Here is a 25,583-nt window from a genome sequence, read left to right on the forward strand (position 1 = left end):
TTAAGTTATAACTAATTGTGAATCGCACAAGTTTATTAAATCCTTGTCATGAGTAGCAATTATTAATCCTCGTTTCTCGTCTTTAAGAATTTTTACCATCTCATAGAATGAAAGTAGTGCTTCGCCATCCATTCCTACACTAGGTTCATCTAGCCCTATTATTTTAGATCTTGAGGCGAAGGCTGAAGCTATTAAAACTCTCATTTTCTGACCAAAGCTCAAAGTGTAAGGGCTTTTGTCAGCCAGATTCTCTAAATGAAAAAGCGATAATATTTTTTTGTCATTCACTACATCGTTTACAGTAAAATCAAAAAACTGTAGATCAACCTCTTGAAATATTGCAAAAATTTTTCGTGACAATTTTCTGAGTAATGTAGTTTTTCCACTTCCATTTTTCCCAAGTAAACACAGTACCTCGCTTTCCCTCAATTTAATTCTATAATTATTTACAGTAACGTCTAGTATCTGACCACCAAGTTTACTATCTATTCTAGGCAATCCAAATCCCCTTAATCCTTCCTTCTTTAAAAACTCTATATCGAATAATTTTTCTTTATCTATCTCATTTACTTCTTTATTATTTCTAATTATATAAACTCTATCTATAAGCTTGCGTAATTCTTCAATACGATGTTCCGCTATTAAACTACTCTTAGGTATAATTGTTTTGATCAAGTTCACCGCTTCATCATCTAAATTGGCAAAAGGTTCATCTAGTAGTACATAATTTGGATTAGATGCTAATATGGATGATATCACATACCTCCTTTTATACCCATCTGAGAGTTTATTGAATTCAGTCTCATAGTAGGGACCCATTAACTTTTTCGGTATGTCCTCATTCACAAAGTGAAACCTCTTCATCAGTTCTATTTCTTCTTTACATGTAGGAGCTAGTATTTGAGAAGAAACGTCTTGTAAAACTGCGGAAAGTTTAGAATAGTTTCTATTTTCACAGAAATCTACTTCGTCTGTAATAACGTTTGAATTTTTCTGATCTATACATAAAGCTGATAGAATTAACGTGGTTTTGCCACTTCCATTTTTACCTACTAATCCTACTATTTCTCCTTTCTCTATTTCTATTTTTCCATTCAGATATTTAGGAATAATGACAAGCATAATGTAGATACACCTATGACTAAAAATAATATGTCCTCTCTAGCTGGTTTTAAGTTCTTTTTATTATTGTAATTATATTCTCCAAAGAGCTTAACAGTATACGCTACGTACAAATTATCGGCTATTTTTATTATTTCAACTATTATTGGCAATAATATCTTTTTTAAATTTAATAAATTTATTCTTCTTATTCTTGCATAAAAACTTACTTTTTGCATAATCTCGTAAAATCTAGGGTAGTACGTAAATGCAATAACTATGGGAATTCCCTTATAACCGAATAAATCTATTATCGAAGACCTATCCGTATAATCACTCGAAATTAAAAAGACATTAACCAACGTGAGTGCCCTAAGTGTATATTCGTAAATAGAGGCTTTGCTAAGAACGTGTAATAGAAAGAAAGAAAAAACTGTGATAATGATTTCTATCACAATAACCCATGTTCGTCTATATAATATAAACAGTGTAACAAGAAATGGTATAATGAAGGAAAAGAAAATACTACTAATGTAAACCAAAATAGAAAAAATAAGCATAAAAAATATTTTAACTTTCATCTTATTACACCTATCTTTATTAGGTATGACACTATATAAAATGCGATTAATCCCATTAACGCGCTCTCGATAAACATTCCAATTGATACTGCTGTCCAAATATAGGGAGAAGTGACTATAGGTGCAGGTACTTTAACCATATAGAGAGCTAATATCGTACTTAGCACTCCTTCTAGACCACCCGCAATGCTTGTATACGTTACTACTGCTTTTAACGATCTATATCCCATAATTCTTGTTATACCTTCTACAATGAACGATATAATGATTAATGGTATTGCTATAAATGGAAGAAAACTAACTGCGTAAAGTCCCGCACTAATTAAACCTATGAGAATAGGCCCTAATTTCCTATTAATAACTTGTATACCCACAGAAAGAAGTATCAAGGGAACTGTTAAATTTAGTAGCGGATCTGCGAATATACTTATAGCATATAGTGCAGTAGATAAGGAGAAACCAGCTGCTACAGCGTAGGATGCGATAGAGAAGACCACAGCGTAGACTAATGCCCTTTTTAATGAGATGTAATTGGTAGGTTTGTCATTCACATTTTAAATTAACATTAAGATAAAATAAAATTACCTCCGTATATGGCTTTAAAAAATCTAAATTCTCGAAACCACCACTGACTCGAAATTGGGATCAAGTTTTATATTTATAATTTTCCTTTCACTACTTTTTAAGGCCTCTTCTAATTCTGAAGGTGTAGCTACGGTAATTCCACCTACAGATTTCTCTATCATCTCATCCAACTGGCCATTAATATTAGTTTGTGACCTTAAAATTGTGGGTAAGTCTGCGTTGGAAACATCAATATAGTTTGAATTACCATCATTTAGTATAAGTATCTTACCTTTAATTTTATCTACTTTATACTTTAATAATGGTAAATAGGGCAATATACCCTCTAGGTCGGTTACACCGTATGCCTTATACTTAGAAGCCACAGTACCTCCCACTGCAATACCTCTTTCGAGTAAAGACTCTGCAGTATACCACATTTTCTTTGAATTTATTGGTAGTCTAACAAAATCTATGGTAGTAGCAGTAAGATCAACATATATTTTTTCAAATCCGCCTAGCTTGTTTAACATCTCCACTACATCAATAGGCCACAATCCAGTATGAGACTTTATAGAATTCTTTTGTTGTGTTTTGTAAATAATTTCACTAGCGCCTCTGTTAATCTTCTCCTTAATTTTAGCTTTAAGTTGAGCTAAAAGTTCCCTCAAAAATAATCCAGTATCAGCAACAACTGGAACATGAGGCATGAAGACCTTACCGATATCCTCTCCATCTACATTGTTATGTACTAAAATACCCTTATATTTCAACGACCAACCTGCGGTTGATAGTTGGGTAAATCTAGTACCTAAGGCTAATATTACATCAGCGTTCTCAGTTAAATAGTTTGCAGAATATGTGCCAAAAGCACCCAATCCCTCACCAGCAAATAATTTATGATTTGATGCTATTACTCCTTTAGCCTTAAACGTAGTGATTACAGGCGCGTCTATTAGTTCAGCTAATTCAAGTAGCATATCTTCTGCATCGCTTAAGACAACACCATAACCCGCAATTATGACGGGTAATTTAGCATTTGTCAGTAATTCAGCCACTTTGGCAACAGTATTTTTATCAGGAGTCTTCTTTTCGGGCTTTTGACCTGCAGTTGATAATGGATACGCTTTGGCTCTAAACAAATCCTCCGATATCTCAACGTAAGATGGTCTGGGTCGATTACTTATTGCCTCCTTATAGGCCTTCTCTACAGTTATAGTTATCTCTTCTATACTTATCACTCTTTCCCTTACTTTAGTTATTGGTGAGAGGATGTTAGATAGATCGTCTATTGTTCTAAATTCGCCAATTCTAGCTCTCCCCGTATCTTTATGAGACCTAATGCTTGAGATTATAAGAAGAGGAACCGATTCGTTATATGCTTGTGATATTACATTCACTGCATCGGTTAATTTTGAACCAGGAATTTGAATAATGGTCCCAACTGTATTATTTTCTAATGCATAAGCATAAGCCAACCAGCTTGCTTCTCTAGTCGTTATAGAAAACTCTACATCTATGTTGTATTTCTTTAACATTTCTTTTAATATATTTGGCAATGAATAAGTAGTAAATACCTTAGTTATACCAATATCATTAAGAACGTAAGCAAGAGCCTCTTCACCTTTCATCTCTACGCCTACTGTTTCCTCTTTTCTTTTAGGTTGGCTCATACTAGCATTATAACTAAGACTAGATTTTAAATCTTATAAAAGCCGGGGGCGGGATTCGAACCCGCGAGATAACGGGTTTCAACAATAACCACTGCGGCCCCTAGCGCTACCGATGGGCAGGTAGTGCCGCCTTAGACCGCTCGGCCACCCCGGCAACAATAATAACTAATAAAACCTACTTAAAAACTATATTGGTGTGGTTTCATGATACCTTTCGACAAGGTTGGAGATGTACTTTATGAATTCGAAAGCCTTACAAAGTTTGTAATAATTGGAGATACAATAGTTGATGTACTTCTAAAGAGAAAAGGGACAGAAAGCGACATAGACCTTTTTGTATTAGATATCAGTGTATTGGTTGATGATGATAAAATAAGGAATTTTGCTTATGATAAAGGGTGGGATTATGGGAGGACTCCAATAGATACGCCAAGGCTGTTAGTACCAGTTAATGATGATCAATTACAAATAGATCTATATGAGAATATACAAGACTTCTTTGTCCCAAAAGAAATTCTAGATAGTGCAATTAATATAAAAATAGGCAATCATGAGTTCAAAAGTGTTACATTAGAAGATTACATTTTACTTAAAGCAAACGCTTTTAGAGAAGAGGACGAAGATGAGTTAAGGACTCTTATATATCTTTTAGGAGAAGGTAAAATTAAGATAGATAAGGAATATTTGAAGAAACATTTAAACGCGTTCGAAGAAAATAGTGATAGCATAAGGGAACGTTTATCACTAATCGGAATAAAAATTTGATTAAGTAAAAAATTTTATCCTTTCTTAGTTGGCAATTCTTTCTTCTTTAGCCGTAAATTTGTACTATGGCACCTTCTGCACTTAGTCGCTCTTATTGGATTTAATGCCCCGCATTTCCTGCAGACTTTCTTCATAAACACCCTTTGTTGGACTATTTGAAGCTTCGCGGGATCGGTTAGCGGCATTTATTTATCCCGGCTATAATTATTTTATCTCGCATTCATAAGTATTGCGGTAAACGGAGTGAATGAAGATGAAGATCCCGCTAGATTACGTTTGCGTCAGAAGTGGGCTTCTCTGTAACAGGTGCCAGTCTCTTATAGATAGTGGTGAAGTATTTGACTATGAGGTTCAAGTAATAAAGATATTACTAGACTTAGAAGAGACTCAGTTTAAGGAGTTGAAGGATTGTGTATATCATAAAGCTTACAAAGTAGATGATCTGTTAATATTACTGGTAACTAGTGGACCAGATATGACGCAGCAGAAGTGGATTAAAATTGCTAGAATCTTGCAAGAGAAATTAAATATGAAGGTTAGAGTATTAGAAAAAACCAATAGTATAAAGAACAGTGCAGTTCAATTGCTTTCGCCCGCAAGAGTACTTGGCGTTAATACTGTATGGATGCCAGATGGCTCCGTACAATATGTGATTCGCGTATCTAGGTCTGAAAAAAGATTGCTCCCAGCTGAAGCACAACTTTTAGAGTCAGCGTTAACTAAAATACACTCAACGCCAGTAAGAATAAGGGTAGAGTAAGGTGCTTAGAACACATTTAATTTCAGAAATAAATCCAAAAATGGATGGAACAGAAGTAAAAATAGCAGGATGGGTACATAATATAAGGAATCTAGGTGGGAAAGTATTTCTCATAATAAGAGATAAGAGCGGGATAGGACAAGTAGTAGTGGAAAAGAACAATGCCGCGTACGATAAAGTAGTAAATATTTCATTAGAATCAACAATAATGGTAACCGGAATAGTTAAAGCTGATCAGAGGGCACCAAATGGAGTAGAAATTCATGCTAAGGATGTGGAAATTTTATCTTATGCGAAATCACCATTGCCTCTAGATGTAACTGGTAAAGTTAAAGCTGATATAGACACGAGGCTTAGAGAGAGATTACTAGATTTAAGAAGACTAGAAATGCAGGCAGTGTTAAAAATACAGTCAGTAGCCGTAAAGTCGTTTAGAGAAACATTATATAGGAATGGGTTTATAGAGGTCTTTACACCTAAAATAATTGCCAGTGCCACTGAAGGTGGAGCTCAACTATTTCCAGTTCTATATTTTGGAAAAGAAGCATTTCTAGCTCAAAGTCCGCAGTTATATAAGGAATTGCTTGCAGGTGCCATAGAAAGGGTGTTTGAAATAGCGCCAGCATGGAGAGCAGAAGAGTCAGATACACCTTACCATCTTTCAGAATTTATCAGTATGGATGTAGAAATGGCATTTGCTGATTATAACGATGTTATGGCTCTAATTGAGCAAATAATTTACAATATGATAAATGATGTAAAGAGAGAATGTGAAAATGAGTTAAAAATCTTAAATTACAATCCACCAAACGTAAGCATACCTATAAAGAAAATTCCATATTCAGACGCCATAGAGATTTTGAAAAGTAAGGGTATTAATATTAAATTTGGAGACGATATCGGAACTCCAGAACTTAGAGTGTTATATAACGAGATAAAGGAGGATTTGTATTTCATAACTGACTGGCCTTGGTTAAGTAGACCATTCTATACTAAACAAAAGAAAGATAATCCACAACTAAGTGAAAGTTTTGATTTGATTTTTAGATGGCTAGAAATAGTTTCCGGTAGTTCTAGAAATCATATAAGGGAGGTATTAGAAAATTCTCTTAAGGTTAGGGGGCTGAATCCAGAGAATTTTGAATTCTTCTTAAAGTGGTTCGACTATGGTATGCCTCCTCACGCAGGTTTTGGAATGGGCTTAGCAAGGGTAATGCTCATGCTAACCGGGCTACAAAGTGTAAAGGAAGTGGTACCATTCCCAAGGGATAAGAAGAGATTAGTACCATAAAGTCAAGTAAATTTTCTTGGATCTCCTCTTATAATCTCCCTAAGTAGGATCGTAGCATACATCCCTCTATCCAATGTGAAAGAAATTGTGCCTGTTTTTTCATTAAATTGTAAATTCCTTATTTTCATAAATGCTTTTCTAATAAAGTCCTTTAATGAAATTTTAAACTCTTTTAATTTAAAGAAACCTCTCTCTATACCCTCGTCTAAATAAATTTGTTTACAAATTTCATCACAATCGCCAAAATAAGTCGGTATTTTTATAATTATATTATCTTTATCTTTAATCTTCCTATATTCATCTAATTTTCTAGAGAGATATAAGTTAAAGAGATAGCTTTGATATGCGTCTAAATACAATGAAATAGGAATAAAACTATTTTTTAACGCAAGATAATAGGAATTAAATTTAATATAGTTTTTTATCAATAACTTTTCTTGTTTGAACTTTGACGGAATTAGCTTGATCACCTCTTTAAAGTCGCCGTCACTTATCATTTTTCGTATGCTAGCAATATCTTTTGATTCAGAAAGGAAAGGATATGTTAAAATCGAATAAAATGCACTTTCCCAGTCTTTTCTTAGCAGATATCTTCCTATCACATGAGTTATAGGTCTACGCGTTCCAAATCGCTGATATCCGACAAATGCGGGAAGATAAGGCTCTATAATAATTTGCTTGATTCTCTCTACAATAGAATTAACATATGGTGTAGTTAAGGATATCTCAAATATATTTCCAGTGTGATTAAGCTTTTTTGAAGCAAATCCAAGAAATTTTATTTGAAAATTAGGTGTTTGATACTCATTAATTGGTTCTCTATTATTATCCGTTAATATATATATTAACTGAATTGTAATTGCATTTGCATCTTTTATACCAATATAACGTACTTTAGAGCGTAGTATCTTTTGAACTTCAGATATCGCAGTAAAATGATCTATGCCTCGTTTTGTTAGTAGATAAATTGCGTATTTTCCATAAATTTCACCTTTCCATTCTTGAGCTGGCTTAAAATCAATCTCCTCTATAACTTTAAATCCGTCAGGCCTATCAATCGTTACGTCTATTTCTTTCCAATCATCGTAATAATACCTTTCCATACCAAGGGCTATATCTATTTCATGGGGAGTCAAAGTAATTTCAAATCACCCGTAATAGAGTCTACCAAATTTTCAGGAGCTGGACCTATACCTAAGCAGGTTACAGTACCCGGCTCTAGTTGAGTTTTTCCCGCATCTTCGATAATTGAGAATGGTAAATTCATTTCTTTAGCTCTATTAGATCTAGAGATAATATCGTCTAGCGAATCTGTTTTTACAACTATCTTAGGTTGTCCTTCTTGTAACCATTCACTTAACCATTCTTTCCATCGTAAATTGTTGGAATTTAACACATTTAGCACTAAAGTTACGGCAGCATGTGCTACTTGAGCAGCTATCTTACCTTTGCCCATTTTGATATCAGTCCTTACAACTATCACCATCTTAAACATTTATAGTCGGAAAGCAACAAACACTTTTAAACTTTTATTGAGGTTAAATAAAGGGGAAATAATATGTCAGTCAAATTAAGCATAAGAGAAGAAGTAGAACCACCAATATGCTCAAGCTGCGGAAAAATAATACACCCTAGGGAGAAAGGTGTAGAGTTCTATTGCCCAAATTGCGGTGAAGTATTAATTCGACGAGACTATATGTGCAGGAAGCAAGGTGTAGAATACACTTGCCCAAATTGTGGGTTTAAAGGACCATAGGAGGGTATTTAAAATGGCAGACGTTCTAATTGTTCTTAAAGTTTTCCCAGATAGTGATGAAGTTAATTTAGATAACTTATATGCAGATATAAGTAGTAAATTACCCAAAGAGTATAAAATCATTAGAAAGGAAACAGAACCAATCGCCTTCGGATTAAACGCATTAATTCTCTATGTGCAGATGCCAGAGCAAACTGAAGGAGGCACAGACAATTTAGAGGAGATAGTAAATAATATACAAGGAGTTAGCCATGCCGAAGTAGTAGGGATAACCAGATTAGGATTCTAATAAACTCTTTGGTACGTTAGTTCTTATATATCCTTTATACGTTAAAATATTTTGGAGATAAAAATTGAGCGCTAGTTCTGGAGAAGAGCAAAAACCGCAGAGGAAGGAACTAATACTTAGAGTAATGGAAGCAAGACAGAAGGATGTTGGTAGAGGAAAAGTACGAATTGATATTGATTTACTTTCTCAAATTGATGTTAGTCCAGGTGACGTAGTAGAAATTGAAGGCACTAGAAAGACTGCTGCAATTGCATGGCCGTTATCGCCAGAGGATGCTACGGGAGAGAAGGATATAATAAGGATGGACGGAATAACGAGGAAAAATGCCGGTGTTTCTATAGGAGATAAAGTAATAGTAAGAAAAGCTATGGTGAAGCCAGCCAGTACTGTTAAATTAGCTCCTTCGAACTTTTCAATAACAGTAGATCCTGGCTTTATTAGTTATGTTAAAAAAAGGTTGAAGGAGTTTCCCTTAGTTGAGGGTGATACAGTATTAATCCCAGTTCTCGGTCAAGCAATACCATTTACCGTAGTCCAAGTAAAGCCTGCAGGTATAGTATTAGTAAATGATGAAACGATAATAAGTATATCAGACAAGCCAGTAGAGCCTTCCAGATATCCCAGAGTCACATATGAAGATATAGGTGGAATGAAGAATATAATTGAGAAGGTTAGAGAGTTAGTAGAGCTTCCTTTAAGACATCCAGAATTATTTAAGAGGCTAGGAATAGAACCACCTAAGGGTATATTGTTATATGGACCGCCTGGAGTCGGGAAAACTCTACTAGCTAAAGCAATAGCTAATGAGACAGATGCTTACTTCACTTCAATAAATGGACCAGAAATTATGAGTAAATTCTACGGAGAGAGTGAACAAAGACTAAGGGAGATCTTCGAGGATGCTAAAAAACACGCACCCGCCATAATATTTATTGATGAAATAGATGCAATAGCTCCTAAGAGAGACGAGGTAATAGGGGAAGTGGAAAGAAGAGTAGTAGCACAATTACTTACTCTAATGGATGGTCTTGAAAATAGAGGGAATGTAATAGTGATAGCAGCAACTAATCGACCTAGTGCTGTTGATCCAGCATTAAGAAGACCAGGAAGATTTGACAGAGAAATAGAAATACCATTACCTGATAAACAAGGCAGATTAGAAATATTACAAATTCACACCAGAAACATGCCTTTGTCCAAGGATGTAGATTTAGAGAAACTTGCTGATATGACTCACGGTTATACTGGAGCTGATTTATCTGCACTAGTAAGAGAAGCTGCCATGAACGCACTGAGGAGATATTTACCAAAAATAGATTTAAACCAAGATAAAATACCACCGGAAATCTTAGAGTCTATGGAAGTAAAAATGGAAGATTTCATAAATGCATTTAAAGAAATAGTGCCAAGTGGGTTAAGAGAGATTTATATAGAGGTCCCAGAGGTTAAATGGACAGATATAGGAGGTCTTGAGGAGATTAAAGAGGAACTGAAAGAAGTTGTAGAATATCCTCTAAAATACCCAGAACTTTATCAAAGTTCCGGAATAGAACCACCTAAGGGTATATTGTTATTTGGTCCGCCGGGAACTGGTAAGACTATGTTAGCAAAGGCCGTGGCGACAGAGAGTGGAGCAAACTTCATAGCAGTAAGGGGACCAGAAATACTATCAAAATGGGTAGGAGAAAGTGAAAAAGCCGTAAGAGAAATATTCCGAAAAGCTAGAATGTACGCACCCGCCGTAATATTCTTTGATGAAATAGATTCAATAGCGCCAATAAGAGGAATCTCGTATGATTCAGGCGTAACAGAAAGGATAGTAAATCAGTTACTAGCTGAAATGGACGGAATAGAGAAGCTAGAAAATGTAGTTGTAATAGCTGCAACGAATAGGCCAGACATACTAGATCCAGCGCTACTAAGACCTGGAAGATTTGAAAAATTAATATATGTCCCACCACCTGATAAGAAGGCTAGGATAGAGATACTAAAGGTACATACTAGAAATATAGTCTTAGCAGAAGACGTCAGCTTAGAAGATGTCTCAGAGAAAACTGAAGGCTACACTGGGGCTGATCTGGCAGCTTTAGTAAGAGAGGCTGCTATGAGAGCTATCAGAGAGAGTATGAAAATGTGCATAGACAAAACCAATGAAGTGTGTAAACCTACTGATGCTGAATGTAAAGATAAGACTATGAAGGAATGTATGAAGGTTAATGGTGTTAAGGTCTCGATAAGACATTTTGAAGAAGCTATGAGAAAAATTAAACCATCAGTAACACAAGACATGTTACAATTCTATCAAAACTGGATAGAGAAGGCTAGACAACAATTACCTAAAACTACAGTTAAACCAAGTACTTATGCGTGAATAGAATGTGGAGAAGTGTCCCATTATATAATATTGTTTTAGAAAAAATTTTAGATAAGGTAAGAAAAAATAATAATAATATTAGAGATGACGATCTTTTCAAAGAGATAAAAGATTCTGTAAATTACGAAATATCATATAATGATTTTCTAAAAGCATTAATGGCTCTAGAGATTAGAGGTTATATTTCTGTATCATTAATTAAAGAAAACTTGAGAATGATTACATATTTAGGTGATAAGGAATAGGAGTAGATCTAGCTGATTTGACAAAAGAAGTAAAAAGGGAAATTTCGTTCGCAGAACTTAAAGGTAAGAAGGTAAGTATAGATGGATATAACGCTTTATATCAGTTCTTAGCTGCAATAAGACAGCCCGATGGAACACCACTAATAGACTCCCAAGGAAGAATAACTAGCCATTTGAGCGGATTGTTTTATCGAACAATAAATATCTTAGAAGAGGGAATAATACCTATTTATGTATTTGATGGTAAACCGCCAGAACAAAAAAGGGAGGAAATAGAAAGAAGGAAGAAAATAAAGGAAGAAGCAGAGAAAAAACTAGAAAGAGCTAAAACTGAAGGTAAGATCGAAGAAATGAGAAAATATTCTCAAGTTGTAGTAAAATTGTCTAATGATATGGTATCCGAAAGTAAGAGATTATTGAAAATAATGGGAATCCCAATAGTTCAAGCACCCTCTGAAGGAGAAGCGGAAGCAGCATATTTGAACGCCATCGGATTAAGCTGGGCCTCGGCAAGCCAGGATTATGACTCATTGTTATTTGGAGCTAAAAGATTAGTACGTAATTTAACAATTACAGGAAAAAGAAAACTTCCTAATAAAGATATATACGTAGATATAAAACCAGAATTAATAGAAATGGACTTATTACTTAAGAAGTTAGGAATCACAAGAGAGCAATTAATAGATATAGCGATACTGATTGGGACCGATTATAACCCAGAGGGGATCAAAGGAATAGGACCAGAAAGAGCATTGAAAATAATCAAAAAATATGGAAAAATAGAGAAGGCTATAGAATATGGAGAGATACCTAAAAAAGATATAACTTTCAATATAGATGAGATAAGAAACTTATTTCTAAAACCTCAAGTAATTAAACCAGATGAAATTCTAGAATTAGGAGAACCAAACGAAAAAGAAATAATGGATCTTTTAGTTAATGAACATAATTTTAACGAGGAAAGAGTAAAAAACGGTATTCAGAGATTAACTAAAGCAATAAAAGAAGCAAAAGGAGCATCCAGACAAACAGGATTAGACCAGTGGTTTTAGCACCAATTTACGAAGTTAAATTTAAAGTTAGTTAATCATACTTACTAACTTGTGACCATAAAGGATTATTACCCAATTTTTATTGATCTTTCTCACTTTCGTGTTCTCATAATTGGTGGAGGTAAGATAGGCACTAAGAGAGCATTAACATTTAAAAAATATGGCGCAGATGTGACTGTTTTAAGTTTAGAATTCTCACAAGATCTTCTTAACTCGGATATAAACTTAATAAAAGAGGATGCAAGTAAAATTGATATTAAAGCGATAGAGAATTACGATATTATCTTAACTTGTACTAATAACTATGAGCTTAATAGTAAGATATGCGATTTAGCAAAAATGCTAAAAAAATTATGCAATAATCCTACTAATCCAGAGAACTCAAATTTTATCGTGCCTATATTTTACTCAGATGAAGACTTTGAGATAGCTGTAACAACCAGAGGAAAGTCTAGTATTTTAGCCAAAGAGGTTTTATCGAAAAGTATTGACGTCGCGAAAAAGAGTGATATAAAAAACTTACTAAATGCAATGTATAATGTAAAAATCTTACTAAAGAAAAGAATAAGTGATCCCTCTCTCAGATATTCCCTATATCATAAGATATATAATGATCACATCTTCAAACGGTACGCAATGGACGGATTTATTGATAAGGCGTTGAGCAGAGCGGAGGAGATTATAAATGAGTAACGATCAAAGTTTCCTTCAGAATTATTGCTCAATACTATTCACATATAAGACTGTAGGAATTAATAACTTACATTCGTATTATATTAGAGAGACAGAAATAAAATTTCTTCGCCAATTAATCAGCGCAGAGCTTGCTATATTACAAACGTGTAATAGAGTTGAGCTATATCTTTACTCAAATAGGAATACGCTTAACGAGGTAAATAAAATAGTAGAATACTTAAACAGCATTCATAAGGAACCTATCGGTAATCAAGCAAGAATACTTTGTGGAAGAGATTCTATAAGACATTTATTCTTAGTAGCGAGTGGTGCAGATTCGCTATCTATTGGAGAATACGAGATTTTATCCCAAATTAGATCTACCATAGATATGTTCAGAAAATTAAATATGAGCGGAAAATTTCTGCAAATACTTTTCGAAAGAGCAATAAAAATAGGTAGAAAGGTTAGAGAAGAAACTAGTATATCTCGGGGAAAAGTAGGCATCTATTCGTTAGCTATAACTGAGGCAAAAAAACGATTAAATGACCTTAGTGATAAGAAAATCGTAATAGTGGGTGCGGGTGAAATGGCGCAGAAAATAGCAGGTATGCTGTACAATGAAGGAATAAAAAACGTAACTATAATGAATAGGACTATGGAAAAAGCGTCAATAATTGCTTCAAAATACGGTTTTAAATTTGAGGGTTTAAATTTAGACCAATTAGGCAATTTTGACGTTGCATTCATAGCAATTCATCATGAAAATATAAAACTTGAAAATAAATGGAACACGTTAATTATTGATATAACGATCCCACCTTTATTTAGTGGAAGTAATGTTATAACGCTAGCTGACTTAGAGAAATTATCAATACTAAATCTAAGAACTAGAGAGGAAGAACTGAATAAAATTGATAAGATAATAGATGAAGGGATAAATGAATTTATATATGATTATAAAAAAGAAATATATAGCGAATTTGTGTCAAAAATTATGCTACGCATTGAAAATATTAGACGGAATGAAGTTTTAAGAGCGTATAAAGAGCTCGAAAAAATAGGAATAACAGATCAAAGAATGAAAGAAATAATAGATTTAATGTCAAAGTCAATGATCAAAAAATCCTTCCAACCACTTTTTGACAATATAAAGAATTTAATGTTTAATGAAACAGACTCAATTAACTACATTAACTTCCTAATTGATATTTTTAAAGATGGTGACATTTCCTACCCTAAGACCAAGAAGATTGAGGAAAAACAAATTAGTGAGAGATCTGGTAGCTGAAACACATATCTCTGAGAAAAATCTAATTCTTCCAATATTTGTGAAAGAAAATATTAATGAACCAGAACAAATAAATTCAATGCCAGGTATTTATAGATATCCATTGAATGATAAACTTTTAAACTATGTACAAGAGAGCTACGAAAATGGAATAAGAAGCATCATATTATTTGGAATCCCAGCGTATAAGGATGATATTGCGTCTTCAGCTTATGATAAGAATGGAGTAATACAAAGAGCAGTAAGAATGATAAAAGATAGTTTTAAGAGCAAAATTCTAATAATCACTGATGAGTGCACTGATGAGTACACCTCTCATGGACATTGTGGACTTGTTAAATATCAGAATGAAAATTACGTAATAGATAATGATGAAAGCCTAAGAATTCATGCAAAGATTGCACTAAGCCAAGCTGAAGCAGGAGCTGATATTGTTGCACCTTCAAGTATGATGGATGGTGTGGTTAAAGCAATAAGAACGGCATTAGATGAAGCTGGTTTTTACGACACATTGATAATGTCGTATAGTGTAAAATATGCATCAATAATGTATGGACCTTTTAGAGAGGCTGCATATTCTAAACCTGCTTTTGGAGATAGAAGAGGTTATCAAATGGATCCTAGAAATGCGTATGAGGCTTTAAAAGAAGCTAGACTTGATATAGAAGAGGGAGCTGATATCTTAATGGTGAAACCTGCTCATACATATCTTGATATTATAAGGTTAATTAAAGATAACTTTCCAGAATATCCCCTAGCGGCATATCATGTAAGCGGAGAATACAGCATGATAAAAGCTGCAGCTATTAACGGATGGATAGATGAAAAAACAGCTGTTTTAGAGATCACTACTGCTATAAGAAGAGCAGGAGCTGATCTAATCATCACATATTACGCAAATGATATTGCAAAATGGATAAAAGAAGGTGTACCATTTTGAAAAGTGAAGAACTCTGGAATCAAGCTAAACAACTATTTGCTGGAGGAGTTAATAGTCCAGTTAGAGCTTCAGTAAAACCTTATCCTTTTTTCACAGAAAGAGGAAAAGGAGCTTATATTTATACTGTTGATGGGAAAAAACTAATTGATTATGTGTTAGGTTATGGACCTTTGATCTTAGGTCATTCACCAGATTCCGTAAAGATAAAAATCGCTGAACAGTTAGAGAAAGGCTGGCTCTTCGGAACTCCTACTGAGCTCGAGATAAAATTAGCGAGAAAAATCACATCCCATATACCATCAGCTCAGAAGGTTAGATTCGTAAATAGCGGAACTGAAGCTACGATGGCTGCAATACGCCTTGCGAGAGGATATACTAATCGGAACAAGATATTAAAATTTAGCGGTAACTATCATGGGGCTCATGATTATGGGCTCGTAGAAGCAGGAAGTGCAGCTACTGAATATAATGTAGCTACTTCTAAAGGAGTCCCATATGAAATTATTAACACTATAGAAATTTGTGAGTATAATGATATACAATGTGTAGATAAAAAATTACGAAAAGAGGATATCGCAGCAGTTATAATGGAACCTGTAATGGGTAATGCTGGGGTTATTTTACCAGAAAGAGAATTCTTGAGTGGAATAAGAGAACTCACGAAGTCTTATAATTCATTACTAATTTTCGATGAAGTTATAACTGGATTTAGGGTCAGTATAGGTGGTGCACAATCTTTATATCAAATTTATCCAGATATTACCACATTAGGTAAGATAATAGGTGGAGGATTACCTATAGGTGCAATAGTTGGCAAAGCTGAAATTATTGAAAATTTTACCCCTTCTGGGAAAGTATTTAACGCAGGTACATTTAATGCACATCCTTTATCAATGGTAGCTGGAATTGCTACTATAGAAGAATTAGAAAAAGAATATCCATATATTATCGCAAATAAGGCAGCTAAAATACTTGTTGAGGAAATTGAAAGGATGATAAAAATTAAGCACACTATAAATCATATCTCAAGCATGTTTCAGATATTTTTTGGAGTAGATCAAGTTAAAAATTATTCCGACGCCAAAAGAGCCAATAAGGAGTATTACATGAAGTTACACGAAATGTTATTAAAAGAAGAAGTATTTATACCGCCAAGTCAGTACGAAACAATATTTACTTCAGCCTCACATACCGATGATATTATTAACAATACTTTAAATAAGCTTAAAAAGGTGATAGGCGAACTAAATTGAAAATAAGAATAGCTGCGAGAGGAAGTAAACTAAGTAAGATACAAGTAGACATGGTAGGAGAAAAGCTAAGAAAGTTAGGTATAGATTACGAATTAGTTGAAATCAAAACTAAAGCTGATCTTTTTTTAAATGAACCATTAGCCAAACTGGGAAAGGGAGTATTTGAGAAGGAAGTTAATGAAGCAGTATTAATGGGAAAAGCTGATATCGCAGTACACAGCATGAAGGATATATTGTCAGAGTTCAATCAAGAACTTGAGATATTTGCAGTTTTAGAGAGAGACCCGCCTAACGATATATTAATTACAGAAAAACCTTTACATAAGTTAGAACCAAATACAGTCATAGGAACAAGCAGTATAAGAAGAAAGAACTTTCTTACATATATAAAACCAAATGTCAGTGTTAAAGATATTAGAGGGAATGTAGATACAAGAATAAGAAAGTATCTAGCAGGGGAATACTCTGGTCTAATTCTAGCTGAAGCCTCAATAAAGAGACTTAAACTTGACCTAAAATATTATAGACTTAACGTGTACGATTTTACTCCGGAAGCCAATCAAGGCATTGTGGTCGTATTGGGTAGGAAAAATGATGAAAGAATTAAGAAAATACTAAAAGACATTAGTGATCAGAATACATTAGATGAGGCATTAGCGGAAAGGGCTACCATTAGTATAATTGGAGGAGGATGCCATTCTCCAGTAGGAGTACTATTCAAGAAAGAGGGAAAAGAATTATATGGTATTGCAAGCTACAGCGACGGAAGGAAGAAGATTACCGTAACCATCAGTAAAACCGGAGACCCAAACAATTTAGGAACTGAATTAGGATTATTACTAAGGAAGGAGATAAAAAATGAAGGTATTATTTCTTAGGCCAATTAGCGAATATGAGAATACTGATGAATACTTTTTAATACTACAACATAAAAATATCGAAGTATTAAATATACCTATCTTCAAAATTTCATGCCTCCCTTACTTCTTGTCAAATTATGATTATGAGGCTATAGCATTTACTAGCAGAAATTCTGTTTTATGCTTTAAAGATTACGACATACTTAAGAAGAGTAAAGTATACGCGATTGGAGAAGAAACCGCAGACTTGCTTATAAAAATGCTTAGAATAAATCCAGTAATACCAGATAAATTTACTAGTATTAGTTTAGCTGAAAAAATACTTAAGGATAAAATAAATAATGTATTGGCTGTAAGGAGTAAAAAAGCTTCAGATGACATGAAGAATTTACTTAAGGATAAGATTAAGTACGATGAAATCTATGTTTATGATTTAGAAATTTTGGCAGAAAACGTACAAAAAGTGATTGAAATCATAAGGGAGTGTAAAATCGATGCAATAGCATTAACTAGTTCAATGATGGCTAAAATAATAGGACCTGCTATTAATCCGCAATGCCAAATTAAAGTATTCAGTATAGGACCTATGACGACTGACGCATTAAAGCGAGTTAATAATGAGGTAAAAATAATAGAAAGTAAAACTCATTCTATTAAAGGTATTGTAGAAACCATTTTAATGGAGATGGAACAAAATGGATAATATTAAAGATTTAACACTTAAAGTTCTTAAAAAAATTGATGATACTATAATTGATGCTAGCCTTCAAATCAAATACTATCAAGGCTTTAAGGACAGATTTGATGTATTTGGACAATATGAAAATGCTTTAGGTATTTTTGAATTTGCAATAAGTTTCGATAGAAAAGGTAATTTAAAGAGGTCTCACATTAACATGATATCGCCTAAGAATATAAGAAAGGAATTAGAAAAGAAAATATATAAAGATTAGGTGCATAATTTGAAGACTCTATTAATGGTCATTGATGGAGTTAGTTACACTATCTTTGATCAATTCAGATATAATTTGGAAACAATGAATAATCTAGTTGAAAATGGCGTATTTGGTAAATTAGAAAGCGTCTTTCCTACAGTAACACCTGTAGCTCTAGCTTCATTATTCACGGGCAAACTACCTGCAAACCACGGCATAACTTCGACAAAGATTTTTGTTAAAGGAAATAGCTTAAGTAAACCACTTTTAGCACATAGTAGTATATCATTAAATGCTGATCCAATATGGTATATCTTAGCAAAAAATGGATATAAAGTATTAGTAGTTTCTGCTCCTCAGGCATTACCAGATAAATGGAAATTAAATAACTTGCTATTATTTGATCCATATAAAGCTAAAATTAAAGAATGTAGTAAGGGATATCTACTTAATATAGGGAATAATACTATAAATGGTGTAAAGATAAATGTTGAAAATAATAATGGGAAATATAAGCTTGAAATCATTGATATAGAAAATAATACTTTAACACTTAATTTAGATTTAAATGAATGGACACCTCCCCTTGAGGTAAAAATGAAGTGTAAAGATAAGGAAGTTAAAGGCGTATTTAGATTAAAAGGCTTAAGCAGTGGAATATATATAACTCCACCTACATTTTTAATTCCTAATTGGTCGAATAATCATGAATTACAAAATGAAGTTTGGGAAAACGTTGTTAAAAAATATGGAATGATACTAGATGGAGACTACCTATCTCTAAAATCGAATATTATCAGTTTTAACGACTATTATGAAACCTTAAAATTTGCATATGAGTTCTTCTATAATTACTCTCTGTTTCTACTTAAACGAGCAGATTGGGATTTTGCAATAACATATTTACCAATAGTTGATAATATACAGCATTTACTTCTTGGTGTGAATGACTCTAAATCGTTAGATTATATATTTCAAGTATATAAATTAGCTGATAATTTCGTAAAAGCACATTTAGAATTAGTCGATAATATAATTATTTGCTCGGATCATGGAATAAATAAAATTAAAAAAAGAGTATATATTAATAGATTATTGGAAAAACTTAATGTGTTGAAGATATCTGATGACAAAATAGATTGGAAAAAAACTAAGGCCTATTATGGAGGAGGAGGGATTATAAGAATTAATCTAAAGGAGAGAGAAAAATTTGGAATTGTTAGTAAAAATGAATTTACTAAACTAATTAAATATCTGACGGTAAATCTGGAGAAACTAGAAGATCCAGAAACTGGTGAGAGGATATTCACTGTGATATATTCTAATGAAACACCTGCTAGCGATAGACAGGGTGATATAATTATTAAAGGAGTTAATCCAAAATATTCAATTTCAAGTAGCATAGAAAAAAACGATATATTTGAGAGTGTCATTCCCTATAATACAGTCACTGCTGATCATGGTTACTATGGAAACGATGATATTAACGGAATTGTTATATTTTATGGGAAGAGTTTTGCAAAAAGAAGAATAAATATGAAGATAATTGATATTGCTCCAACAATATTGAAAATCTATGGATTAATTTATAGAGCCGATGGGAAAATTATTAATGAGGTCTTCAGAAATGAATATGCCAGTAGTGCTAAGCAAAAAACACAGAAGGCCTAGAAGTTTCAAAGATTGTGAGCCAGGATTACCATATACTGAGATAATAAATAATGGTAAGAGAATAAATTTATGCAATTTTAATTATCATAAGAAATATGTAAAAATAGGGATTCCTTTTGAAAATGATATATTACATAATAAGGTGCTACGTAAATTTCCTAAACTTGTGAAATTCTACTCAAGGCATATAATTAATCTACCGAATACAATAGAAGCTGAAAGCAAAAATAAAGAAGTGGAATTCATTAACGTACAAAACCTTATCATAGGAAGTGGTACAGCCGGATTAGGAGTACTATCTGAAATAGACAGAAAAGAAAGAACAATCTTAATCTCATCTGACGTAGAATCGAACACCAACATAGAATATCCGTTACCACAGATTAATAAAGATGAATTTTCAAAATTATTAAAGAACATTATAAAAGAAAACCAAGATAGGATATTGGAGGGCATTCTATTAGGAAAATTCGATGAAGGAATAGGATTTCTCACTAAAAATAAAATATTAGTAATAAGGGCTAACAAGATCTTCTTGACAACTGGTAGTAGATATATCCCACCATTATTTGAGGGAAATGATACGCCAGGTCTCATATCTAAGAACCTTTACTTAAGGCATATGAAGAATGAAGAAGATATAGTTACAATAGGGAATAGTGACGATATTCTTAAGATTCTGTCTAATCTAAAGAAGAGAAGAATTCTGATAACCAATGGTATCCTCTTCCTTTCGAAATATTATAGAGAATTGATGAATGAACTTGGGATAGAAATAATAAAGACAAGCGATTTAAAAATACATAGAGAGAGAAACAAATTGAGAATAACAACTGAAGAATACGAATTCTACTCTAATATTGCAATTTACGCAATAGTTAAGCAACCAAAGATAGATCATTCTTCCAATATAGGTGTTCCATATAGTTTCGATAATTATTATCATATTTACATGCCAAATCATAATATACAAGGTAAATTTAATGAAAACGTATACTTAGCGGGGGGAATGCGAGGAATATCGGATGAGTACACATCATTTATAAGCGGAAGAGCTACCTTAAATGAAAAATATCTGGACGAGCTTATATATAATTTGAGAGAGTATACATACATTTATAACTACTATTACCAAAAAGATAATAATAAAAGAAATCCTTCTCCTTACATATATGGGAATAACGGTTATGTATGTGAATGTGAAGACGTAACATTAAAGGAGATAATGAAACAAGTTAAAAGAGGGTTTAATAAAGTCGAACACATAAAAAGAACAACAGGTTTAGGTACAGGTGAGTGTCAAGGAAAGTTTTGCACATATTCTTTAGGAAGCTTTCTAAATGATAATCAACTTATCACGTTTAGAACACCTCTTTATAGGCTGGTGATTTAGTTGATTATAATAATAGGCGCTGGATCTCACGGATTAAGTTTAGCATATCATCTAATAAAAAAAGGTTATACAAAAAACGATATAGCATTAGTAGAGTGGAAGAGGATAGGTTATGGGTCAAGTAGTAGAAATGCCTCTCGTTACAGATACCATTTTAATAGTAAAGAGAACGTAGAGTATGCATTAGAAGCTATAAAATATTTAAAGAAACAAGCAAAAGAACTGGAATATAACACCATGCTAATGAGAACTGGTTATTTATGGCTCATTGATGGAGAGCAAGAATATAAACTGTTTAGAAAATTAGATAGTTTTTGGAGATCATACAACATAGGTGGAAAATTCATAGACTGCGAGAAATATTCGTATTTAAAGTTTGATGGAAACTGTTATTTAGCTCCTCAAGATGGTGCTTTTCATCATGATTATATATTATATAGTTATTACTACTCTATAAAAGATAAGGTCTCAATAATTTACGATAAAGCAGTTTCATTAATAAGTAGTAGAAATAGGGTAGAAGGCGTAAAGTTAAGTAGTGGAAAAGAACTACAAGGAGATAAGATCGTAATTACTGCAGGAGCATGGAGTAACGAAATAATGTCAAGTATAGGCTTAAATGTACCAATATTTCCCGAGAAGAAAGAAATCTACATAACAGAACCATTAAGATATTTTATCGAACCTTTAATCATAAACTCCAAGCTTCAGATCTATTTCTCACAGACCTTAAAAGGAGAAATAATAGGAGGCATAGAAGATAAGAGAGAATACAAATTTGAGGAATTCACAATATCTATAAACACGATTATAAAATTCCTCAAAACTATTAAAAATTTGGTAAAAGGAATTGATGGAATTGGCATATTAAGGGGCTGGTCAGGATATTACGAAATGACCCCAGATAGTTCTCACGTTATGGGGTATTCTGATGATTGGCCAGAGGGATTATTCATAGATGCGGGATATAGTGGTCATGGAATGATGTTTGCTCCTTACTCTGGTAAAATAATGGCTGATCTTATTGCAGATAGCTATAAAAGTAAGTTTATTGATATATTCTCTCCCTCAAGATTTAATATGAATAGACTAATAAATGAGACATTAGTAATATAATCATGGCATGCTAATTGCAACCTTTCCAAGTTTTCTAGAAATATAATCAGCAAGTTCTTTAGCATAACTTTTTCTCCCGCCATCAGTTATGATGTATTTTGCGGACGTAGTAGATGCGTAATATATTAAATCATCAAAGTCTGCGTGATCACTAAATGAAACTATATAAGATTTGCTATCTAGCTTTCTCACTATATCTCTGAACTCCCATCCACTTAATAAGAAATTAAAATAATTGCCATTTCTTCGTTTGAATTCATTATAATGTGAGAAAATTATATACCAACTATCTCGCATTATCTCTTTAGCTTCAGCCTCGGTTTCATCAAAAACTTGTGTTATATTGTAGCCATGTTTTATCGCTATTTTGGTCATTTTAGAAATTTTACCGCTTGTTATAAAAGGAGCATCAATACCCATCTTTCTTAAACTAACCATTACTTCTTGTAATTTACCATGGTAGCCGTAAATTCTAACTGGTCCATAAATCAATGCATCTTTAACATAGTCTGCAAAAAGACTTTCTATATCATTTTTAAAAGGTCTCCTAAACTCTGGTTTTCCATATGTGGCTTCCATAATTAAAATATCTGGATGCAAAATAGGAGTGCCTTTTTCTGGATTCTTAAAATCACCAGTATATCCGACTTCAAGACCGTTTCTTAATTTTACAAGGACTTGAGCAGATCCCATCACGTGATCAGATTTTTTTAGTATTATGGACTCGTCTTCGAAGGTCATTTTTATATCATAATTTAATCCGAACGTCTTCCTAGGCGGTATAGGATAGTCTATACTTAAAATTTCAAGTGTAAGCGGAGTTGCAATAACCCCGTTGCATGTGATAATACTCTTCTCAAGGCCTATCGTATGATCCGAATGAAAGTGTGTAACTATTCTAAATGGACGTTCATAGTGCCCATCCACTGTGAAATTTTCACCAATTAAAACCGCACCGTTAGGAAGTATTTTGACAAGATTCTGCACATATAACGTATATTGCTACTATGTTATATTTTAAACGCTCTCATCTACTGTAGGGGACTCAAGTTTCTTCTTAGGCTGTTTATTATACATTTCAAGTATTTCATCAGTAGTAGTCGCATCTTCTGGACTCTTATCCTCTCTCCATCTAATAAATCTTGGAAATCTAATAGATAGGCCTGCATCTTTTACAACTAAGTTCTGACAACATGTATGCAAAGGAGATATAGTTATCTCTGCACCAACAATCTCTGCGACGTATACAGGTTCTACCCATATATCTGGTTCCATCTTAGAATTTACTCTAGGATGCTTTATCTCCCTCTTTATTTCCATAAGTTTCTTTTGTAATTCGTCTAATTGTTCATCTGAAAAACCACTTGCAACCTTGCATACGGACTCAAAAGTATCAGTTTTAGGATTATACGCAGCCATCAATAGTGAACTTATCTTACCACCTCTTTTACCCTTTCCATAAAAACCTCCAATAACAACCAGATCAACTGTATCTGCCATTTCACTCTGATAGTCACGTTTAAGCTTAATCCATAACCATCCTCTAGCGCCTGCTTGATAAATTGCATCTTTTCCGATAGCTTTTACCATAACACCCTCAGCACCGTCAGATATAGCCTGATAGAAAAATGACTTTAGATCTTCAACATTATTAACTTGAATATGATGAGCCACTTTCACGTAATCGTTTGGGCTTATTATACTTTCTAGCAATTGCCTTCTAACTTCTAATGGCTTTGTCGTATAATCTTCATTATTGTAAAGCATAATGTCGAAAAGGAATAAATTAACTGGATATTCCTTTATTGCCTCATATATATCTGACTTTCGTTTTCTATGCATTAATTCTTGAAATGGTTTCATTTCACCGCTTTCCGGATCTACTGCAACTATCTCACCTTCTATTATAAACTCATTACCATTTACGTATTTACTAACATATTCTACTATATCTGGGTACTGAGATGTAATATTCTCTAAACGCCTAGAAAAAATGAGAATTTTATCATTCTTTTTATGTATTTGGGCTCTCTCTCCATCATACTTATAATCAACTAAAGCTATACCTCCAACCTTTTTTAGAATCTCCTCGGGATCTGCTAGCCGTTCTGCTAGCATTGGCCTAATTGGTATTCCAGCCTCAGGCTTTAATGATTTTAAAGCTTCAATGCCATGTTCTACTATTGCTTTAGCTATATTTCCTAAATCTGCTCTTAGATTATATGCCCTTTCTATTATTTCTGAAGCAGATTGACCACCACCGAAGGCTATTGCCAATGCATCTAATACTGTGGCATCTCCTATTCCAACCCTAAGCCTGCCTTCCACAAATCTAACCAGAAACTTCGCTTCTAATGGGTCCGCTCTCTTTAATAGTCCAGCTAATAGTCTTATCTTTAAATCTCTACTTCCCTCACCCGTAGTTAACGCTATCTTTGAAAGTATAGAGTAAACCTCTTCTACCGTTAAGCTTTCCGTATTAGTCGTGCCCAAAAATCCTAAAATTCCACTATTTTGTTGCTTACTTTTTAGCCTTCGCGTTACTTCGCCTAGATCTCCAACTGTCTTATAAAGATTTTCTATTGAATTCTCGTCTGTGGCTGTAGCTATACTGATCGCTTTTATTAAGAATTTTTCTCCTATTCCAAGCTCTGGATATCCAAGAAAATCCGGCCATAACTTACCTTGTATAAGATATACTACCTTATCTATGACCGACCTATCAGTCTTATTTAGAAGATCTGCTAATAATGCTGTAAGTTGAAGCCTAGAAGATATCTTCTCCAGTTTATCAAAGTATTCTGCGATAACTTTAAACTGCATAATTATTTTATACTATATGCAGTTATTTATAATCATTTATAGATGAATGATGAATACTCGGCAATATCAGAATTTAAATGAAGAATCAGAGTTACGCTGAAAACATGGTTATTTAGTAGTTTTTGGAATTCGCTTTACGCTGAAGAGTTCCTTAGCTTCATTATTCTCACCAATT

General features: G+C 33.4%; 27 protein-coding genes and 1 tRNA gene. 18 read left to right on the top strand and 10 right to left on the bottom strand.

Translation table 11 applies throughout. The features are described 5' to 3' along the window. From V6M85_RS10570 to V6M85_RS10590, 5 genes are all read right to left on the bottom strand, one after another. Positions 1-1,122: an ATP-binding cassette domain-containing protein gene (locus tag V6M85_RS10570; protein WP_338599747.1), complete on the bottom strand. Its 1,122-nt coding sequence runs from the start codon at positions 1,120-1,122 to the stop codon at positions 1-3. Next, positions 1,095-1,682 (bottom strand): hypothetical protein, encoded by a 588-nt coding sequence (locus V6M85_RS10575; protein WP_338599749.1) that lies wholly within the window; start codon positions 1,680-1,682, stop codon positions 1,095-1,097. The genes V6M85_RS10570 and V6M85_RS10575 overlap by 28 nt, the downstream gene beginning before the upstream one ends. Further along, entirely contained in the window at positions 1,679-2,233 is a 555-nt protein-coding gene (locus V6M85_RS10580) for a hypothetical protein (protein WP_338599752.1), read from the bottom strand. The genes V6M85_RS10575 and V6M85_RS10580 overlap by 4 nt, the downstream gene beginning before the upstream one ends. 57 nt (positions 2,234-2,290) lie before the next feature. Further along, positions 2,291-3,919 carry a thiamine pyrophosphate-binding protein gene (locus V6M85_RS10585; protein WP_338599754.1) on the bottom strand — a complete coding sequence of 543 codons (1,629 nt, stop codon included), beginning with the start codon at positions 3,917-3,919 and terminating at the stop codon, positions 2,291-2,293. A gap of 40 nt (positions 3,920-3,959) precedes the next feature. After that, positions 3,960-4,073: transfer RNA gene (locus tag V6M85_RS10590), tRNA-Cys, on the bottom strand. Between the two features lie 50 nt (positions 4,074-4,123). On the opposite strand from V6M85_RS10590, the gene V6M85_RS10595 reads away from it, so the two are divergent. Continuing rightward, a complete protein-coding gene (locus V6M85_RS10595) occupies positions 4,124-4,684 on the top strand; it encodes a nucleotidyltransferase (protein WP_338599757.1) in 561 nt (186 codons plus the stop codon). A gap of 14 nt (positions 4,685-4,698) precedes the next feature. Here the strand turns inward: V6M85_RS10595 and V6M85_RS10600 are convergent, their stop codons facing one another. Continuing rightward, positions 4,699-4,869 carry a 50S ribosomal protein L40e gene (locus tag V6M85_RS10600; protein WP_338599760.1) on the bottom strand — a complete coding sequence of 57 codons (171 nt, stop codon included), beginning with the start codon at positions 4,867-4,869 and terminating at the stop codon, positions 4,699-4,701. A 62-nt stretch (positions 4,870-4,931) separates the two neighbouring features. On the opposite strand from V6M85_RS10600, the gene V6M85_RS10605 reads away from it, so the two are divergent. Continuing rightward, positions 4,932-5,444, top strand: coding sequence for a transcription elongation factor NusA (locus V6M85_RS10605; protein WP_338599762.1), 513 nt, complete (start codon positions 4,932-4,934; stop codon positions 5,442-5,444). Position 5,445: 1 nt separating this feature from the next. Next, positions 5,446-6,735, top strand: a complete 1,290-nt coding sequence (aspS, locus tag V6M85_RS10610) for an aspartate--tRNA(Asn) ligase (RefSeq protein ID WP_338599765.1) — start codon at positions 5,446-5,448, stop codon at positions 6,733-6,735. A gap of 2 nt (positions 6,736-6,737) precedes the next feature. On the opposite strand, the gene truD is transcribed toward aspS, so the two are convergent. Together truD and pth2 are read right to left on the bottom strand one after the other, a co-directional pair. Next, positions 6,738-7,871: a tRNA pseudouridine(13) synthase TruD gene (gene truD / locus V6M85_RS10615; protein ID WP_338599767.1), complete on the bottom strand. Its 1,134-nt coding sequence runs from the start codon at positions 7,869-7,871 to the stop codon at positions 6,738-6,740. Next, entirely contained in the window at positions 7,868-8,230 is a 363-nt protein-coding gene (pth2, locus tag V6M85_RS10620; protein ID WP_338599771.1) for a peptidyl-tRNA hydrolase Pth2, read from the bottom strand. Before pth2 ends, truD begins: the two co-directional genes overlap by 4 nt. 63 nt (positions 8,231-8,293) lie before the next feature. On the opposite strand from pth2, the gene V6M85_RS10625 reads away from it, so the two are divergent. The 15 genes from V6M85_RS10625 (at position 8,294) to V6M85_RS10695 (ending at position 22,585) form a co-directional block, all read left to right on the top strand. Continuing rightward, positions 8,294-8,491, top strand: a complete 198-nt coding sequence (locus V6M85_RS10625) for a zinc finger domain-containing protein (RefSeq protein WP_338599773.1) — start codon at positions 8,294-8,296, stop codon at positions 8,489-8,491. A gap of 13 nt (positions 8,492-8,504) precedes the next feature. After that, a complete protein-coding gene (locus V6M85_RS10630) occupies positions 8,505-8,780 on the top strand; it encodes an elongation factor 1-beta (RefSeq protein ID WP_338599776.1) in 276 nt (91 codons plus the stop codon). Positions 8,781-8,844: 64 nt separating this feature from the next. Further along, positions 8,845-11,151 carry a CDC48 family AAA ATPase gene (locus V6M85_RS10635; protein WP_338599779.1) on the top strand — a complete coding sequence of 769 codons (2,307 nt, stop codon included), beginning with the start codon at positions 8,845-8,847 and terminating at the stop codon, positions 11,149-11,151. A 5-nt stretch (positions 11,152-11,156) separates the two neighbouring features. Then, positions 11,157-11,399, top strand: coding sequence for a hypothetical protein (locus tag V6M85_RS10640; protein ID WP_338604750.1), 243 nt, complete (start codon positions 11,157-11,159; stop codon positions 11,397-11,399). After that, on the top strand, positions 11,396-12,451 hold the full coding sequence (fen, locus tag V6M85_RS10645; RefSeq protein WP_338604752.1) for a flap endonuclease-1: 1,056 nt from the start codon (positions 11,396-11,398) through the stop codon (positions 12,449-12,451). The genes V6M85_RS10640 and fen overlap by 4 nt, the downstream gene beginning before the upstream one ends. Before the next feature lie 51 nt (positions 12,452-12,502). Further along, positions 12,503-13,144, top strand: a complete 642-nt coding sequence (locus V6M85_RS10650; protein ID WP_338599781.1) for a bifunctional precorrin-2 dehydrogenase/sirohydrochlorin ferrochelatase — start codon at positions 12,503-12,505, stop codon at positions 13,142-13,144. Next, a complete protein-coding gene (locus V6M85_RS10655) occupies positions 13,137-14,417 on the top strand; it encodes a glutamyl-tRNA reductase (RefSeq protein ID WP_338599783.1) in 1,281 nt (426 codons plus the stop codon). The genes V6M85_RS10650 and V6M85_RS10655 overlap by 8 nt, the downstream gene beginning before the upstream one ends. Then, the gene (gene hemB / locus V6M85_RS10660) at positions 14,347-15,357 is read left to right on the top strand and encodes a porphobilinogen synthase (protein ID WP_338599785.1); all 1,011 of its coding nucleotides are present in this window, start codon (positions 14,347-14,349) and stop codon (positions 15,355-15,357) included. The genes V6M85_RS10655 and hemB overlap by 71 nt, the downstream gene beginning before the upstream one ends. Further along, a complete protein-coding gene (gene hemL, locus V6M85_RS10665; protein ID WP_338599788.1) occupies positions 15,330-16,610 on the top strand; it encodes a glutamate-1-semialdehyde 2,1-aminomutase in 1,281 nt (426 codons plus the stop codon). Before hemB ends, hemL begins: the two co-directional genes overlap by 28 nt. Continuing rightward, positions 16,607-17,488 (top strand): hydroxymethylbilane synthase, encoded by an 882-nt coding sequence (gene hemC / locus V6M85_RS10670; RefSeq protein WP_338599792.1) that lies wholly within the window; start codon positions 16,607-16,609, stop codon positions 17,486-17,488. The genes hemL and hemC overlap by 4 nt, the downstream gene beginning before the upstream one ends. Continuing rightward, positions 17,469-18,173 carry a uroporphyrinogen-III synthase gene (locus V6M85_RS10675; RefSeq protein WP_338599794.1) on the top strand — a complete coding sequence of 235 codons (705 nt, stop codon included), beginning with the start codon at positions 17,469-17,471 and terminating at the stop codon, positions 18,171-18,173. The genes hemC and V6M85_RS10675 overlap by 20 nt, the downstream gene beginning before the upstream one ends. Continuing rightward, the gene (locus tag V6M85_RS10680) at positions 18,166-18,423 is read left to right on the top strand and encodes a hypothetical protein (protein ID WP_338599797.1); all 258 of its coding nucleotides are present in this window, start codon (positions 18,166-18,168) and stop codon (positions 18,421-18,423) included. Before V6M85_RS10675 ends, V6M85_RS10680 begins: the two co-directional genes overlap by 8 nt. Next, positions 18,424-20,076 carry an alkaline phosphatase family protein gene (locus tag V6M85_RS10685; RefSeq protein ID WP_338599800.1) on the top strand — a complete coding sequence of 551 codons (1,653 nt, stop codon included), beginning with the start codon at positions 18,424-18,426 and terminating at the stop codon, positions 20,074-20,076. Continuing rightward, a complete protein-coding gene (locus V6M85_RS10690) occupies positions 20,033-21,469 on the top strand; it encodes an NAD(P)/FAD-dependent oxidoreductase (RefSeq protein WP_338599803.1) in 1,437 nt (478 codons plus the stop codon). The genes V6M85_RS10685 and V6M85_RS10690 overlap by 44 nt, the downstream gene beginning before the upstream one ends. After that, positions 21,470-22,585 carry an FAD-binding oxidoreductase gene (locus V6M85_RS10695; protein ID WP_338599805.1) on the top strand — a complete coding sequence of 372 codons (1,116 nt, stop codon included), beginning with the start codon at positions 21,470-21,472 and terminating at the stop codon, positions 22,583-22,585. It abuts the gene before it with no gap. Here V6M85_RS10695 and V6M85_RS10700 read toward each other — a convergent pair whose 3' ends face one another. Together V6M85_RS10700 and V6M85_RS10705 are read right to left on the bottom strand one after the other, a co-directional pair. Beyond that, the gene (locus tag V6M85_RS10700) at positions 22,586-23,572 is read right to left on the bottom strand and encodes an MBL fold metallo-hydrolase (protein WP_338599807.1); all 987 of its coding nucleotides are present in this window, start codon (positions 23,570-23,572) and stop codon (positions 22,586-22,588) included. It lies immediately after the preceding gene. A gap of 30 nt (positions 23,573-23,602) precedes the next feature. Beyond that, complete coding sequence (locus tag V6M85_RS10705; protein ID WP_338599809.1) at positions 23,603-25,408, bottom strand: ATP-dependent DNA ligase; 1,806 nt, start codon at positions 25,406-25,408, stop codon at positions 23,603-23,605. Positions 25,409-25,583 lie beyond the last annotated feature (175 nt).

Source organism: Sulfolobus tengchongensis, assembly GCF_036967215.1.
GTDB lineage: Archaea > Thermoproteota > Thermoprotei_A > Sulfolobales > Sulfolobaceae > Saccharolobus > Saccharolobus tengchongensis_A.